The sequence below is a fragment of the Thermoanaerobacterium sp. RBIITD genome (assembly GCF_900205865.1).
In the GTDB taxonomy this organism is placed as follows: domain Bacteria; phylum Bacillota; class Thermoanaerobacteria; order Thermoanaerobacterales; family Thermoanaerobacteraceae; genus Thermoanaerobacterium.
The window spans coordinates 45,396-62,321 of sequence record NZ_LT906662.1 but is presented as its reverse complement, the minus strand read 5'-3'; the positions used below and the strand labels follow the sequence as shown (position 1 = coordinate 62,321).

Sequence of the window (16,926 nt, the reverse complement as noted above, 5' to 3'; positions counted from 1 at the left end):
TAATTGCATTTAAAGGTGAAATGTTATAATGATTGAAAAAGTTATAGACAAAATTAAAGAGTATAACAAATCAGATGTTGATGTTAACTTAATAGTAAGGGCATATAATTTTGCATTAAAAGCCCATGAAGGCCAATATAGAAATTCAGGAGAACCATACATTGTTCATCCTGTAGAAGTAGCATATATATTGGCAGAACTTGAACTGGACCTTCCAACGATTGCTGGTGGGCTTCTTCATGATGTTATAGAAGATACAGCGGTTGCATACGATGACTTAAAAGGTGAGTTTGGACAAGAAATCGCTGATTTAGTCGATGGTGTTACAAAACTTGGTATGATTGAATATAAGTCAAAAGTTGAGCAACAAGCTGAGAATATGAGGAAAATGCTTATTGCTATGGCAAAAGATATCAGGGTTATAATGATAAAGCTTGCTGATCGCCTTCATAATATGCGTACACTTAAATATCTTAGTGAAGAGAAACAAAAAGAAAAAGCACAAGAAACACTTGAAATATATGCACCCATAGCACATAGGCTTGGAATATCAAGAATTAAATGGGAACTTGAAGATCTGTCACTTAGATATCTTCATCCTGAGGAATATTATAATCTTGTTGAGAAGGTAGCAAGAAAAAGAAAAGAAAGAGAACAATCTATACAGGAACTGATAAATAAGTTAAAAGAAAAATTAAAGGAAATCGGCATAAAGGCCGAAGTTGATGGCAGGCCTAAGCATTTTTATAGCATTTATAAAAAAATGAAACAACAAAATAAGACTTTTGAACAGATTTACGACCTTATGGCAGTTAGAGTCATTGTAAATACTGTTAAAGATTGCTATGGCACACTTGGGGTTGTCCATACATTGTGGAAGCCGATGCCTGGAAGATTTAAAGACTATATAGCAATGCCAAAGCCAAATATGTATCAATCACTTCATACAACTGTCATGGGGCCAAATGGTGAACCATTTGAAATACAGATAAGAACGTGGGAGATGCATAGGACAGCAGAATACGGTATTGCAGCACATTGGAAATATAAAGAAGGTAAAACTGAAGAAGACGAGTTTGACGCAAAATTAGCATGGTTAAGACAACTTTTAGAATGGCAGAGAGAACTTAAAGATGCAAAAGAATTCATGGAGACACTTAAGATAGACCTGTTTACAGACGAGGTTTATGTTTTTACACCAAAAGGTGATGTAATTAGCCTTCCCGCTGGATCTACGCCGATTGATTTCGCATATAGTATTCATACTGAAATAGGCCATAGATTGAATGGTGCAAAAGTTAATGGTAAGATAGTACCTATTGATTATGAACTTAAAAATGGAGATATAGTAGAGATTTTGACTATATCAAATACTGACAGGGGTCCTAGTAGAGACTGGTTACAAATTGCGAAAAGCTCGCAAGCAAAAAATAAAATAAGACAGTGGTTTAAGAAGGAGAAGCGGGAAGAGAATATTGAACGTGGTGAAGAAATATTCTATAGAGAATTAAAAAAACATGGAATCCAGCAAGCACAACTTAAAAACGATATTATGGAATCTGTATTAAAAAAGCTTAATATACATTCAGAAGAGGATTTGTATGCAACAATTGGGTATGGTGGTTTAACAGTCAATCAGATAATACCCCGCATCAAAGAAGAACTTAAACAAATAGAAAGTGAAATTAATAAACAAAAAATACCCACAAGTGATGCTAAGAAACACTCAAAAATCGGAGGAATGGGCGTTATTGTTAAGGGCGAAGATAATGTTATGGTGAGATTTTCTAAATGCTGTTCACCTGTTCCAGGAGATGAAATAATAGGTTATGTTACAAAGGGAAGAGGTGTATCAATACACAGGAAAGATTGCCCTAATATAAAGGATTATGTATATGATAAGAATAGAATAATAGAAGTGGAATGGAATCAAGGTAAAAATATAGCATATCAAGCAGATATTCAAATTATGGCAAATGATAGGTATGGTCTTTTAACAGATGTTACAAGCATCCTAGCAGATATAAAGATATCCGTAAGAGCAGTTAACGCCAGAACAACTAAGGATAATATTGCCATTATAAATTTAACACTAGAGATTATATCGAAGGAACAGCTTGAGAAGATAATGAATAAATTAAAAGCTCTTGATGGTGTAACAGATGTATATAGAATAAGTGCATAATATTTTTATATCAAATAAGCATAATATCATAAAATGATTAATGATAAGGGAGGAGTATTTTTGAGAGCTGTTGTACAAAGAGCGGTTAGTGGCAAGGTGACTGTTGATAGGGAGGTAATAAGTACCATCAATAAAGGTCTAGTTGTATTAGTTGGAGTTTCAATAGAGGATAGTGACGAGGATGTAAATTATATTGCGGATAAGATTGCAAATTTAAGAATATTTGAAGACAGTAACGATAAAATGAATCTATCGGTACGAGATGTTAACGGTGAAATATTGCTTGTATCGCAATTTACACTTCTCGGTGATGCAAGAAAAGGAAGAAGGCCAAATTATATGAATGCTGCAAAACCGGATGATGCACTTCTTTATTTTAATAAACTTAGAAATAAATTGAAGGAAATCGGACTAGATGTGAAAACGGGAAAATTTCGTGCAGTGATGCAGGTGTCATTAATAAATGACGGGCCTGTTACAATTTTATTAGATTCTAAAAGAAATTTTTAGGAGTGTATTTATGAACAATAATCTTAAAATACAAAGGTTTATTATAGGACCATTGCAATCAAATTGCTACGTTGTAGTTGATCCGGATACAAAAGAATGTGTTGTAATAGATCCAGGTGAGCCCATTAATGAAATACCGGATTATATAATAAAAAACGGATATAAACCAAAATACGTCTTGCTTACACATGGGCATCTTGATCATATAGGTGGTGTAGACTTTTTGAGAGACAGATTCGATGTCAAGGTGTGCATTTCGGAAGATGATTCTAAAATGTTATCTGATCCACATCTTAATTTGTCTATGATGGATTTTGAAAGAATTGTGGTTAAACCGGCAGATATTTTACTAAAAGATGGAGACGTTTTGAAGTTTGGCGATAAGAAAATAAATGTGATTCATACGCCTGGTCATACACCTGGTGGCTCATGCTTTAGAATAGGTGAAGTTTGTTTTACAGGTGATACTTTATTTAATGGCTCAATAGGAAGGACAGATTTTCCTGGTGGCAATTATAATGACATTATGGAATCTATAAAAAATAAATTGTTTAAATTAAATGATGATGTGATAATATGTCCAGGTCATGGTGAAACATCAACAATAGGGTATGAAAAAACAGAAAATCCATTTTTATAATTATTTAATTGGGGCTGTTGCAAAACTACTTTAAAGTAGTTTGCAATACCCCTTTTTAATGTAAAAAGGCTGTATAAAAATGAAAAAACAATCATGAAAATATATGTAATTCATCTGATTTTCTATGATTGTTGAGTTTTAGGCGCACTTAAATAAGCCTTGGGCTTTCTGTAATTTTTTTCTTCAAATCTCAGGCTATTTTTATTCCATGAAGGTGCTTTTCACATCTCTCATTCTGTATTTTTGCATGCAGTTTGTTTACATCGTAGGAAAAACATAACAGCATAAACTCCGTTTTTACACTGTTTTTCCCACGTGTTAAAAATCTATTAAATTGGTAATCATTTTTTAGAACTCCAAAAGCACCTTCTACCTGTATTGAACGATTAACTCTCAGGAGAATTCCCTCCTCAGATGTGATATTCTCATAAGATATTTGTCGCTTCTCTACAAATGTTTTTGATACTTGCATCTTTCGGTTGCCTCGTGCTTTTGTACATTTTGATTTATATGGACAATTGTTGCAGTCTTCACATTCGTATACAGTAATTTCTGAACGGTAGCCACTTGCTGAAGTCCTATAAATGATTCCAATTGGTCTAAGTTGTTTTCTATTGTGGCAGGTATATTCATCTTTATCTTTATCATAAACCATGTTTTCACGCTTACTAATATCATTTTTAAAACTTTTTTTCTTCCACTTTTCATATGTCTGCGGCTTTATGTAGTATTTTTGATTTTTTTCTTCCAAATACAGATAGTTTTCTTCACTCTCATATCCAGAGTCCGCTATGATATTTTGATATTTGTTTCCTAAATTTGATTCCATATCATTTAGAAATGGAATAAGGGTAGTGTTGTCAGACCTGTCCTGAAATATACCAACACCAGTGACATACTCACTTTCAACCCCAATCTGCACATTGTATCCTGGCTTTAATTGAGAGTTGTTCATGTGGTCATCTTTCATATGCATAAATGTTGCATCTGGATCAGTTTTAGAATAACTATTCCTTCCATCCAATAATTGATTGTGTGTATCATAGTTCTTTTGACGTTCGTAAAACTTCTCTAGCTCTTCATTAAATTTTTGGAGTTTTGACTTGCGTTTCCCTATACCATGAACAAATTCTATCTGCTCTTCTTCTTTTTTCTTTTTAAGATAGTCAATTATCTTTTCTATGTCATCCAATAAAGTTTCTTTAGTAACAGTAAAATTAGTCATATACGTAAGATTAATTGATTCTATGCAAGATTGTATTTTTGTAAACATCTTTGCTTGATTTTTATTAATAGCCTTTTTCCATACAAATGTATAGCGGTTAGCATTGGCTTCAATCTTTGTACCGTCTACGAAGAGATGCTCAAACTTTACTTCACCTATTTCATGGAGATGCTGTACCAACTGATAAAACAAATCTTCCATTGCATCGGCGAGATATTCCTTGCGGAATCTGGCAATAGTAGAGTGGTCAGGTGCTTTGCTTCCTTCAAGCAACCACATAAAATTAATATCCCTTTTGCATGCACTTTCTATCTTTCTGCTGGAATAAATGTTATTCATGTAAGCATAAGTTAATACCTTAAACAGGATTTTTGGCTCTACTGCAGGTTTTCTTCCAGTGAAAGAATATGCCTTGTACAACTTTTCGTAATTCAATCCCTCCAATATTTGGCTAAGCAGGCGAACCGAATCATCCTCTGGTATTAACATTTCACAATTTAATGGAAGAACTAATTGATAACATCCATTAAATTGTGTATAATTCTTATTGTATAATTTACTTTTTTGCATAACTTAATTATACAGTAATTGCAGGTTCTTTGGAACCTGTAATTTCTTTTTTGTGTATAAAAAGAGACTGATGCACTATGACCTATTCAGTCAGTTGTGCAACAGCCCCTTTTTTTATATAAATGTATATTTAAAAAAATCTAATAATATGTTATATTTGAATTGAAGTGTAACATTCAATGATTATGATTTTAACTCACGTAAAATAAAATTTAATTTAGAGAGCTTATCGCGGTAACTTTGGAGTATTTATCTATGTTCCCTTCAATGAGTATAATATTTGAAATGTTTTCCTTTAAAAAAATCTTCAAATTATATGAAAATTTAAAATCAATCTGCTTACCTTTTTATATAAAAATATCTAAAATATTGCCAGAATATGATTCATATCTAATAGAATGGCCGATATATAGTACTTGGATTACCTATTGCATTTAATAAAATCAAAAAGTCTTTAAAGTTAACAATTAATGAAAAGATTGATAGTTGATTATTAAAATCATTTATAGTAAAATATACCGTTTAAGGCAAAGACTTCGATTAAATTTATTATGAGAGTTCATAAATATCTAATCATTTATAATTTCAATATTGTACAACTTTAAATTCTATGCATAATTTTTTAATAAAATTATAATTGGATTTTTGTTTTAGCCAGGCATAAATAACCATATTTGAAAGCAATGGCTTCTGATGTTCCAATTACAAAAAATCATTATAGAGTTATTAAGGATTATTTCTTATATCTGTTATTGCATATATTTCATCTCTTTCTGGTGGCGTTATTTCAATTTTTTTATTATCATATATTAAATAATTACCGCAATCTGTTATTTTACCTATTATAGTAGCTTCAATGTTATTTTCTTTTAAAGCATTTACAATTTTTTCGCCATTCGGACTAGTAATAAGCATAGAACCACTTGATATAAGCTTTAAAGGATCAATGTTAAAAAATCTGCAAATTTCTTTAGTCTCATATTTTATTGGTATTGTGCTATAATATATTTCTATACCTTTATTTGATGCCTCAGCAATTTCAAATGCTGCACCAAGTAAACCGCCTTCGGTGATATCATGCATTGCACTTGCACCATTTTTTGCTGCTATAAGACCGTCATCAATAACACTAATTTTTTTAATAAAGTCTTTAGACTTATCAATAAATTCTAAAGGATAATGTTTTTTAAGAATATCGAAAAAATCGTGTGCAATAATAGAAGTACCTTCAAATCCAATGGCTTTAGTTACTATAACATCATCATTAATTTTAGCGCCTCCTGTTTTTATGTATTCATTCTTTTTAGCAATACCGATAGCTGTTGTACATATAATAGGCTTATTAACTGTAGATGTAACTTCACTATGACCGCCAAGAACTTCTATATTAAGTTCATTTGCAGCTTTGTTTACCTCATTCATAATATTATGTAATACCTTTTCTTCAGTTTTAATAGGTAGCAGAATAGTTTCTAAAACGCCAATAGGATTTGCACCACATGATGCTATGTCATTACATGAGATTATTACAGATAGATATCCACTTAAATTATTAGCTGCTGTTATAGGATCAGTTGATAAAACAGCGACATATTCACCAAAATCTATGATGCTACAATCTTCTCCTATACCTGAATGAACTAAAACTTCATCTCTTTTAACACCAAGATTTGTATATACGATTTTTGATAATATGTCTGATGGAACTTTTCCTTCATTCATTTTGCCACATCCTTTAGTAAAATCTTTTGTATATGTTATATTAAATATAATAACATAAAAATATAAAATGTAAATTGATAAGGTTGAATTAAATTTAAAATTCAATAGAAATTATTAAATTTGAAAAAACTATAGACAAACATAAGATAATATGATATTATAATAAAAAAGATGATGTGTCCTTTAACTGGTCCAGAGAGGCTGGCAAGGGGTTGTGGATAAAAAATTAACTTCTTGTCATTATAAGAAGTTTTTTTATTGGAGGTGCACAATTGAACTTTAAAGCAGAGATAATGGATGAAAAGGCTATAGATAGGGCCTTGATCCGCATATCCCATGAAATAATTGAAAAGAATAAGGGGATAGAAAATATTGTATTAGTGGGTATAATGCGAAGGGGTGTGCCTCTTGCTAGAAGAATTGCAAGATATATCGAAAGAATAGAAGGTAAGAAACCTCCTATAGGTTCCTTAGATATTACATTATACCGTGATGACCTATCAACAAATCTCGAACAGCCTTTAGTAAAAAAGCATGATATAGGTGTTGAGGTCATTGGCAAAATCGTAATATTAGTAGATGATGTAATATATACAGGAAGAACAGTGAGAGCTGCTATGGATGCTATTATTGATTTAGGTAGACCAAAGGCTATTCAGCTAGCAGAGCTTATTGATAGGGGACATCGAGAGCTTCCAATTAGACCAGATTATGTTGGTAAAAATGTACCTACATCAAAAAGTGAAATTGTCAGTGTAATGCTTGAAGAGACTGATAAAATAAATAGGGTAGTAATTAATGAGTTTTACCTTTAAATTAGTCCAGTGAGACTAATAAGGGAGAATGGATATTCTCCCACTTATTAAAAAGAAAGGGAGATTTTTTATGACATTTTATAAGTTTAAAAATATTATCTCAAAATATAATATTCCAATAAATCGAGCAGAACCATTATATATTTATTTTATATTTACTTATATTATGGTATCTGCTCTATTTTTTTAATAATTAAAGCAAGTTATAATTTGCAAGATAAGGCCATGAGTATTACATGTATCTAAAATTTGAATTAACTTGTTTGCTATATTTAAAAGTACTTTGAATTAGTCAGTATAGAAAGGGATGAAAAATATGTATAGAAAAGATGTACTTGGTATACGAGATTTGACTAAAGAAGAACTAATTGAAATCCTAGATACTGCAGAAGAGATGAAGAAAATTATCATGGGCCAAAAATACTCAGAAATATTAAAAGGTAAGACTGTTATAACAATATTTTTTGAACCGAGCACGAGAACAAGACTTTCCTTCGAAATGGCTACAAAATACTTAGGAGCACATTTTGGAAATATAGAGACCAAATCAAGCAGCGTTGTAAAGGGAGAATCTCTTATAGACACAGTAAGGACAGTTGAAAGAATGAGAGCTGACGTCATCGTTACACGACACAATATGTCTGGAGCACCACACCTTATGGCAAAATATTTAAATGCATCTGTCATAAATGCAGGTGATGGGCTAAATGAACATCCAACACAGGCATTGTTAGACATGATGACGATTAGAGAGAAAAAAGGCGGATTTGAAGGACTCAAAGTAGCAATAATAGGCGATATAATGCATTCAAGAGTTGCAAGGTCTAATTTATGGGGACTAAAAAAGATGGGTGCTGAAGTAAGATTTGCTGGACCATCTACACTTCTACCAACTTACTTCGAAAAGCTTGGTGCTAAAGTATACTATGATATAAATGAAGCTATAAATGGTGTTGATGTCGTTATGGGATTAAGGATACAGCTCGAAAGACAAAAAAGTGGTCTTTTTCCATCAATTGACGAGTATGCAAGATATTTTGGAATAAACGCCGAAAGGATGAATCTTGCAAAACCAGATGCTATATTAATGCATCCAGGACCGATAAACAGAAATGTCGAACTTACATCAGAAGTCGCAAATGCCGAATATTCAGTGATTGAAGAGCAAGTTACAAATGGAATCGCTGTTAGAATGGCACTTTTAAAATTACTATGCGAAAGGAGATAATGGAGATGAAGATAGTTATAAAAAATGGTATTGTTATTGACGGCTATGGAAACATTGCTAAAGCAGATGTGTTAGTTGATTGCGGTATTGTAAAAGCAATTGAAAGCCAAGTAAATGAAGATGATGGTGTCATAATAGATGCAGATGGTAAATATATAATGCCAGGATTTGTTGATATGCATACACATTTAAGACAACCGGGTTATGAAGAAAAAGAGACAATAAAGACAGGTACCTATGCAGCTGTTGCAGGTGGATATACTACTGTTGCATGTATGCCTAATACGAATCCAGCAATAGATAGTGATGTAGTTGTAGAGTATATAAAGAGTATTGCTAAAAGGGAAGGGTATGCAAAAGTAATTCCAATTGGTGCAATGACGAAGGAAATGAAGGGTGAAGAAATAACTGACATGGCGAAGCTAAAGGATGCAGGTGTTACAGCTTTATCTGATGATGGTTTTCCGATAATGAACGCTGGTCTAATGAAGAGAATAATGACGTATGGAAAAATGTACGATTTGATGATGATTACACACTGTGAAGATAAGACATTAAGTGGAGAAGGAGTAATGAATAATGGCTTAATATCGACAATGATAGGTCTTAAAGGTATACCACATGAAGCGGAAGAAGTAATGGTCGCAAGAAATATAATATTGGCTAAATCAACAGGTGCAAGGCTCCATATAGCTCATGTTTCGACGAAAGGTAGTGTCGAGCTAATAAGAAGAGCAAAAGCTGGTGGCGTAAAAATAACAGCGGAAGTCACACCACATAATCTTTGCCTTACAGAAGATATTGTTGACGGATTTGATACGAATACAAAAGCATATCCACCTTTAAGGGCTGAAGAAGATATTGAAGCACTTATAGAAGGCTTAAAAGATGGTACAATAGATGTTATTGCTACAGACCATGCACCACATACAAAAGATGATAAAAAAGTCCCTTACAATATTGCAGCATTCGGTATATCTGGTCTTGAGACAGCTTTTTCCGTAATAAATACGTATCTTGTAAAAACTGGTATAATAGGACTTAATGATTTAGTAAAATATATATCAGTAAATCCTTCTAAGTTATTAAATATACCATATGGTATTAAAGTTGGAAAAGCGGCAGATATAACAATTGTTGATATTGATAAGGAATATATTGTTGATGCCGATAAGTTTAAATCAAAGGGTAAAAATACCCCGTTTAATGGGGATAGGCTAACAGGAATTGTTGAATATACTCTCGTAGATGGAAAAATAAAATATAAAAAAGATAGCCAAAGAGAAAAAATTGAGGTATAATATATGTAGTTAATAAATATGCACGATTTTGAATAAAATTACATTAAGAGGTGTTTAAATATGTTTGCTGATGAATTGATTAACAATATCAAAATTAAAAATAATCCTACTGTTGTAGGATTAGATCCAAGAATAGAAAATATACCTGAATTTATAAAAGAAATTGCATTTAAAAAGAACGGAAATAATATAAAGGGAATATGTGAAGCATTATACTTATTTAATAAAGGAATAATTGATTCGGTCTATGATTTGGTACCAGCAGTAAAAATTCAAATAGCCTTTTATGAAGTTTATGGTATAGAAGGATTAAAAGTATTTTTTAAAACTGCAGAATACGCAAAGGAAAAGGGGCTCATTGTAATAGCAGATGTTAAAAGAGGAGATATCGCTGATGTTGCAGAGATGTATTCAAGAGCATATCTACAAAATGAATATATCGATGCAATAACAGTAAATCCTTATATGGGAGAAGATACTATTCTACCATATATTCATGATGTAATAGAGTTCGGTAAAGGTCTATTTATCCTTGTTAAAACATCTAATAAAGGGTCATATGTAATACAAGACTTAGAAACATCAGATGGACATGTTTACGAAAATGTAGCTAATATGGTAAATCGTATATCAAAGACAGTAAAGGGTAAATATGGTTATAGTTCAATAGGAGCTGTTGTTGGTGCCACATATCCAGAGGAAGCAAAAATATTAAGAAAAGAGATGCCGGGATCATTCTTCTTAGTTCCTGGATATGGCGCACAAGGAGCCTCTGCTGATGATATTGTAAGTTGCTTTGATGATAATGGATTTGGTGCAATAGTAAATTCATCAAGGAAAATAATATTTGCATATAAAAGCTTATACTGGAAAGACGTTTATTCAGAATATGAGTATGCTCAAGCATCAAGAGCCGAAGTGCTTTTAATGAGGGGCATGATCAATAATGCACTTATGAAGAGAAAATATATAGCCTGTTGAGGTGAAAAATGAGACGTAAAATAATATTTAATAAAGAAATAAGCAGCGGAATTTTTAAAATGGTATTTGAATGGGAAGGGAATGCTCTTCCGGGACAATTTGTTATGATAGGGTGTGGCGGAGACACCCTATTAAAACGCCCTTTAAGCATTTGTAATTTTGAAAAAGGCGAAATGGAAATTGTTTATCAGATTAAAGGAAAAGGTACTTATAATCTCTCAATGATGAAACCAGGCGATTTGGTTGATATAACCGGGCCATTTGGACATGGTTTCGACGTATTTAAAGATAAAAAAAATATTCTAATAGTAGGTGGCGGAATTGGAATACCACCACTTCTATATCTCGCGAGGACCTTGAATGCAGAAAATATAAATATAGCACTGGGATTTAGAGACAAGACATATCTTATAGATGAGTTTAAAAAATATGGAAATGTAATTGTTACAACAGAAAGCGGAAATTACGGTATCAAAGGATATGTGTTAGATGCGATAAGTAATATCATAAATAATGTAGATATGATATATGGTTGTGGACCTAAACTTATGTTAATTGCATTAAAAGAACTATCTCTAAAGTATAACATACCATGCCAGATATCTGTAGAAGAAAGGATGGGCTGTGGTATTGGTGCGTGTATGGTATGTGCATGTAAAACTAAAAGTAAAGATGGATATCATTATAAAAAAGTATGCAAAGATGGTCCTGTGTTTTGGGCAGAGGAGGTAGAGTTTTGAATTTAGAAGTTAATATAGGTGGACTAAAGTTAAAGAATCCAGTTATGGTTGCATCTGGCACATTTGGATTTGGCAAAGAATATTCAGAATACATTGATTTGAATCATTTAGGTGGAATAATGGTAAAAGGACTTACGGTAAAGCCAAAAAAAGGTAATCCACCTCCGAGGATATATGAAACACCGTCAGGCATATTGAATAGTGTAGGACTTCAAAATCCAGGTATAGAAGTATTTATAAAAGATGAACTGCCATTTTTAAAAAATTATAATACGAAAGTAATCGCAAATATAGCTGGTGAATCCATAGAAGAATTTTCCTATATGGCTGAAAAACTTAATATAGATAGTGTACATGCACTGGAGCTTAATGTATCATGTCCTAATGTTAAAGAAGGTGGTATGGCTTTTGGTGTAAAACCAGAAAGCATATATAAAATAACTAAAGAGGTAAAAAGCGTGACAACAAAGCCCGTTATAGTAAAATTAACACCAAATGTTGGTGATATAAAAATCTGTGCAAAAGCAGCAGAGGACGGTGGTGCAGACGCAATATCATTAATTAATACAATAACAGGTATGGCAATTGACATAAATGCAAGAAAACCGGTGTTTAAAAATATATTCGCAGGTTTATCAGGACCAGCTATTAAACCAATAGCACTTAAGCTTGTTTATGAAGCTAAAAGAGCTGTTTCTATTCCTATAATAGGGATGGGTGGAATATCATCAGCTGACGATGCTATAGAGTTTATTATTGCAGGTGCATCGGCAATTGCTGTCGGAACATACAATTTTGTCAATCCGTCTTGTACTATCGAAATCCTAGAAGGAATTAAAACATACATGATACAAAATGATATTGATGATATAAATAAATTAATTAACTCAATTACCATATAAAATTTATGGTAAACTACTTTTTAATTTTATTGTAAAAATGTTAATAAATAATGGAATATAAGAATTTTAATTAAAGGAGAATGAACAATGGATAAACAGGAAGTATTAAAAATATTAACAGAATTAAATGTATTAAATAAAGGGCATTTTTTATTGACATCGGGAAGGCATAGTGATACATATTTACAATGTGCTAAAATATTTCAATATCCCAAATTTAGTGAAATATTTTCAAAAGAAATAGCAAAAAAATTTAATGGTGTAAAAATTGATATTGTCATAGGACCGGCAATTGGTGGAATCATATTTGCTTATGAAGTTGCAAGGCAACTAAATGCAAAAGCATTATTCGCTGAAAGAGAAGAAGGTATAATGAAACTAAGAAGGGGATTTGAAATAAATCCAGAGGATATTGTTTTAGTTGTAGAAGATGTTGTAACGACAGGTGGTTCTGTGAAAGAAGTAATTGAGCTTATAAAAAATATGGGTGCAAATGTTGTAGGTGTTGCCAGTGTTGTTGATAGAAGCAATGGTAAAGTCGATTTTGGAATAAAATTTGAATCAGTCATAACACTTGATGTAATATCATATGAAAAGGAAAATTGCCCATTATGTAAAGAAGGTATACCGCTTGTAAAACCCGGTAGCAGACAAATTGGCAAGTGAGTGTGATAAATAAAACCGCTGTTAATAATCAGCGGTCTATTTTTATCCAAATAGCTGTTTTGCCATTGACTTTATTTCTTTAAAAATCTTTCATTTTAAATGCAATTAAAATTTTTCTTATCGTATTACAAAGTCAATTAAAATACTTGTAAAATCAGACATTTTAAATACTGCGTTTCTTCAGAGGCTAAAAGAATTGGATGATCCTTAGCTTGTGTTCTTTGCTCAATAAGCCTTATGATTTTTCCTGTATCAAAAGCTGCATCTTTCATTATTTGTAAAAATTTATCTGGATATATATGTTGCGAACATGAACATGTTATAAGAAATCCTCCAGATTTTAATATTTTCATTGCTCTTAAATTTATTTCCTTATAACCTCTTATCGCGTCTTTAACTGTTTCCTTGCTTTTAGTAAATGCAGGCGGGTCAAGTATAACAACATCAAATTTTTTATTTTCGTCATCATAACTTCTTAAAAGGTTGAAAGCATTATCACATATAAAGTGACATCTATTTAAATAACCATTTAGTTCAACATTTTTTTTAGCAATATCTATTGCTTCCTGTGAGATGTCTACTGTTTCAACATATTTAGCACTATAATGTAATGCATGAAGTGCAAATGAACCGGTATGACTAAAACAGTCAAGTACATTAGCATCTTTTACATAATCATGAATAGCTGCTCTATTTTCTTTTTGATCCAAAAAATATCCAGTTTTTTGCCCATTTTCAAGATCGACAAGGAATTTAATACCATTTTCTTCAAATTGTTGAATGGTATCAAATTTACCATATAGATAGCCCTTTATTTGTTTTAATCCCTCTAATTCACGAATCTTCACATCATTCCTTTCAAATATGCCCTTAGGATTAATGACTTCAACTAATAGTTTAACTATTGTTTCTTTAAAACGTTCCATTCCAAGTGATAGTGTTTGTAAGACTAAATAATCACCAAATTTATCTACTATTAAAGCAGGCAGAAAATCTGCTTCACCGAATACAATCCTACATGAATTTAAATCCTTCATAATTCTTTTTCTATATTCCCATGCGGTTTTTATTCTTTTTCTAAAAAAGTTCTCATCTATAATTTCATTTTTATCACGTGTAAGTAATCGAACTGTTATCATTGATTTAAGATTAATGTATCCTCTTCCGATAAATTCTCTTTTGTGGTCATAAACATCTACTATCCCACCTGGCTCATATTCACCTTCTATATGATCAATTTCTGTCTTATATACCCACGGATGTCCATTTAATATTCTCTTTATATTTTCATTTCTTAATATAACATCTGTCATAATATCGCTCCTAAAAATTTTATGTATTAAATAATTTATATCATATTAGGAAAAAGTATTCAATAAAGATATTATATTATTTAATAATTATGTATAATGTAATAAAAAGCAATATAAAAGAGTATAATAAAACTTGATAGACATAATTGCTCATAAATCGACATATTGTTAAAATATTAAAGTTGAAATTATTTTTCGAAAATGATATATTAATACCTGTCGCTTCAAGAGCGGGACAATAGGTCGATGCAATTCTGAGCCGAATGAACTGAGGCGAAGGATCTTAGGATCCGAAAGAAGTAGTCCAAAGAAATATGACAGCAAAAAAATAGTTGACATAAAAAATGAAATATGATAATATAGACAATGTCGCCAATGCGACAGGTTGAACCTTGAAAACCGAACAGTGAGAGAAAAAGCCAGAGAATAAAAAAGAGGTAAGGATTTAAACATGAGAGTTTGATCCTGGCTCAGGACGAACGCTGGCGGCGTGCCTAACACATGCAAGTCGAGCGGAGTAAATACTACGGTATTTACTTAGCGGCGGACGGGTGAGTAACACGTGGACAATCTACCCTATAGACCGGGATAACACACCGAAAGGGGTGCTAATACCGGATAATGTCACGAGGTGGCATCATCTTGTGAAGAAAGGAGAAATCCGCTAAAGGAAGAGTCCGCGGCCCATTAGCTAGTTGGTGAGGTAAAGGCCCACCAAGGCAACGATGGGTAGCCGGCCTGAGAGGGTGAACGGCCACACTGGAACTGAGAGACGGTCCAGACTCCTACGGGAGGCAGCAGTGGGGAATATTGCGCAATGGGGGGAACCCTGACGCAGCAACGCCGCGTGAGCGAAGAAGGCCTTCGGGTCGTAAAGCTCAATAGTATGGGAAGAAAGAAATGACGGTACCATACGAAAGCCCCGGCTAACTACGTGCCAGCAGCCGCGGTAATACGTAGGGGGCGAGCGTTGTCCGGAATTACTGGGCGTAAAGAGCACGTAGGCGGCTATATAAGTCAGATGTAAAAAACCTGGGCTTAACCGAGGGGATGCAACTGAAACTATATAGCTTGAGTCAAGGAGAGGAGAGCGGAATTCCTGGTGTAGCGGTGAAATGCGTAGAGATCAGGAAGAATACCAGTGGCGAAAGCGGCTCTCTGGACTTGAACTGACGCTGAGGTGCGAAAGCGTGGGGAGCAAACAGGATTAGATACCCTGGTAGTCCACGCCGTAAACGATGGATACTAGGTGTGGGTGAAGAATCATCCGTGCCGGAGTTAACGCAATAAGTATCCCGCCTGGGGAGTACGGCCGCAAGGCTGAAACTCAAAGGAATTGACGGGGGCCCGCACAAGCAGCGGAGCATGTGGTTTAATTCGAAGCAACGCGAAGAACCTTACCAGGGCTTGACATCCACAGAATCGAGTAGAAATACTCGAGTGCCTCGTAAGAGGAGCTGTGAGACAGGTGGTGCATGGTTGTCGTCAGCTCGTGTCGTGAGATGTTGGGTTAAGTCCCGCAACGAGCGCAACCCCTGTTGGTAGTTGCCAGCGTAAAGACGGGCACTCTACCGAGACTGCCGTGGACAACACGGAGGAAGGTGGGGATGACGTCAAATCATCATGCCCTTTATGCCCTGGGCTACACACGTGCTACAATGGCCTGAACAAAGGGGAGCGAAGGAGCGATCCGGAGCGAATCCCAAAAAACAGGTCCCAGTTCAGATTGCAGGCTGCAACCCGCCTGCATGAAGACGGAGTTGCTAGTAATCGCAGATCAGCATGCTGCGGTGAATACGTTCCCGGGCCTTGTACACACCGCCCGTCACACCACGAGAGTTTACAACACCCGAAGTCAGTGAGCTAACCGAGAGGAGGCAGCTGCCGAAGGTGGGGTAAATGATTGGGGTGAAGTCGTAACAAGGTAGCCGTATCGGAAGGTGCGGCTGGATCACCTCCTTTCTAAGGAGAAAATCCTACAAAAAGTATTAAAAGGCGAATTGTAATTATTAAGAGAGAGACGATTAATTGCGCTTTCGTAATATACTAGGCGAGTGAAGCGCAGTGAGGCGTATGAGCGAAAGCGAAAGCCGTCACAACGCATAGACGGCGTTAGCCGAACAAGCGT

At 33.8% G+C, this 16,926-nt stretch carries 13 protein-coding genes and 1 rRNA gene; 11 read left to right on the top strand and 3 right to left on the bottom strand.

From position 1 onward, the window contains the following. The first annotated feature begins 28 nt into the window (after positions 1 to 28). Genes CPG45_RS00300 through CPG45_RS00290 form a run of 3 tightly spaced genes read left to right on the top strand, consistent with a single transcriptional unit; the run spans position 29 to position 3,335 of the window. The gene (locus CPG45_RS00300) at positions 29 to 2,185 is read left to right on the top strand and encodes a RelA/SpoT family protein (protein ID WP_096230105.1); all 2,157 of its coding nucleotides are present in this window, start codon (positions 29 to 31) and stop codon (positions 2,183 to 2,185) included. A gap of 60 nt (positions 2,186 to 2,245) precedes the next feature. Further along, a complete protein-coding gene (dtd, locus tag CPG45_RS00295) occupies positions 2,246 to 2,695 on the top strand; it encodes a D-aminoacyl-tRNA deacylase (protein WP_096230104.1) in 450 nt (149 codons plus the stop codon). Between the two features lie 10 nt (positions 2,696 to 2,705). Then, a complete protein-coding gene (locus CPG45_RS00290; protein WP_096230103.1) occupies positions 2,706 to 3,335 on the top strand; it encodes an MBL fold metallo-hydrolase in 630 nt (209 codons plus the stop codon). Between the two features lie 190 nt (positions 3,336 to 3,525). On the opposite strand, the gene CPG45_RS00285 is transcribed toward CPG45_RS00290, so the two are convergent. Then, entirely contained in the window at positions 3,526 to 5,130 is a 1,605-nt protein-coding gene (locus tag CPG45_RS00285; RefSeq protein WP_096230102.1) for an IS1182 family transposase, read from the bottom strand. A gap of 726 nt (positions 5,131 to 5,856) precedes the next feature. Then, complete coding sequence (locus CPG45_RS00280) at positions 5,857 to 6,852, bottom strand: AIR synthase family protein (protein WP_096230101.1); 996 nt, start codon at positions 6,850 to 6,852, stop codon at positions 5,857 to 5,859. Between the two features lie 272 nt (positions 6,853 to 7,124). On the opposite strand from CPG45_RS00280, the gene pyrR reads away from it, so the two are divergent. From pyrR to pyrE, 7 genes are all read left to right on the top strand, one after another. Further along, complete coding sequence (gene pyrR / locus CPG45_RS00275; RefSeq protein ID WP_096230100.1) at positions 7,125 to 7,667, top strand: bifunctional pyr operon transcriptional regulator/uracil phosphoribosyltransferase PyrR; 543 nt, start codon at positions 7,125 to 7,127, stop codon at positions 7,665 to 7,667. A gap of 316 nt (positions 7,668 to 7,983) precedes the next feature. Beyond that, a complete protein-coding gene (locus tag CPG45_RS00270) occupies positions 7,984 to 8,895 on the top strand; it encodes an aspartate carbamoyltransferase catalytic subunit (RefSeq protein ID WP_096230099.1) in 912 nt (303 codons plus the stop codon). 5 nt (positions 8,896 to 8,900) lie between these two features. Then, on the top strand, positions 8,901 to 10,196 hold the full coding sequence (locus tag CPG45_RS00265; RefSeq protein ID WP_096230098.1) for a dihydroorotase: 1,296 nt from the start codon (positions 8,901 to 8,903) through the stop codon (positions 10,194 to 10,196). A gap of 60 nt (positions 10,197 to 10,256) precedes the next feature. Continuing rightward, complete coding sequence (gene pyrF, locus CPG45_RS00260) at positions 10,257 to 11,177, top strand: orotidine-5'-phosphate decarboxylase (RefSeq protein WP_096230097.1); 921 nt, start codon at positions 10,257 to 10,259, stop codon at positions 11,175 to 11,177. 8 nt (positions 11,178 to 11,185) lie between these two features. Continuing rightward, the gene (locus CPG45_RS00255; protein ID WP_096230096.1) at positions 11,186 to 11,917 is read left to right on the top strand and encodes a dihydroorotate dehydrogenase electron transfer subunit; all 732 of its coding nucleotides are present in this window, start codon (positions 11,186 to 11,188) and stop codon (positions 11,915 to 11,917) included. After that, the gene (locus CPG45_RS00250; RefSeq protein WP_096230095.1) at positions 11,914 to 12,819 is read left to right on the top strand and encodes a dihydroorotate dehydrogenase; all 906 of its coding nucleotides are present in this window, start codon (positions 11,914 to 11,916) and stop codon (positions 12,817 to 12,819) included. Before CPG45_RS00255 ends, CPG45_RS00250 begins: the two co-directional genes overlap by 4 nt. Before the next feature lie 87 nt (positions 12,820 to 12,906). Further along, complete coding sequence (pyrE, locus tag CPG45_RS00245; protein WP_096230094.1) at positions 12,907 to 13,485, top strand: orotate phosphoribosyltransferase; 579 nt, start codon at positions 12,907 to 12,909, stop codon at positions 13,483 to 13,485. Between the two features lie 137 nt (positions 13,486 to 13,622). Here the strand turns inward: pyrE and CPG45_RS00240 are convergent, their stop codons facing one another. Further along, complete coding sequence (locus CPG45_RS00240) at positions 13,623 to 14,798, bottom strand: class I SAM-dependent rRNA methyltransferase (RefSeq protein WP_096230093.1); 1,176 nt, start codon at positions 14,796 to 14,798, stop codon at positions 13,623 to 13,625. A 447-nt stretch (positions 14,799 to 15,245) separates the two neighbouring features. Between CPG45_RS00240 and CPG45_RS00235 the strand changes: the two genes are divergently transcribed. After that, positions 15,246 to 16,760: ribosomal RNA gene (locus CPG45_RS00235) — 16S ribosomal RNA — on the top strand. The last annotated feature ends 166 nt before the right edge of the window (positions 16,761 to 16,926 follow it).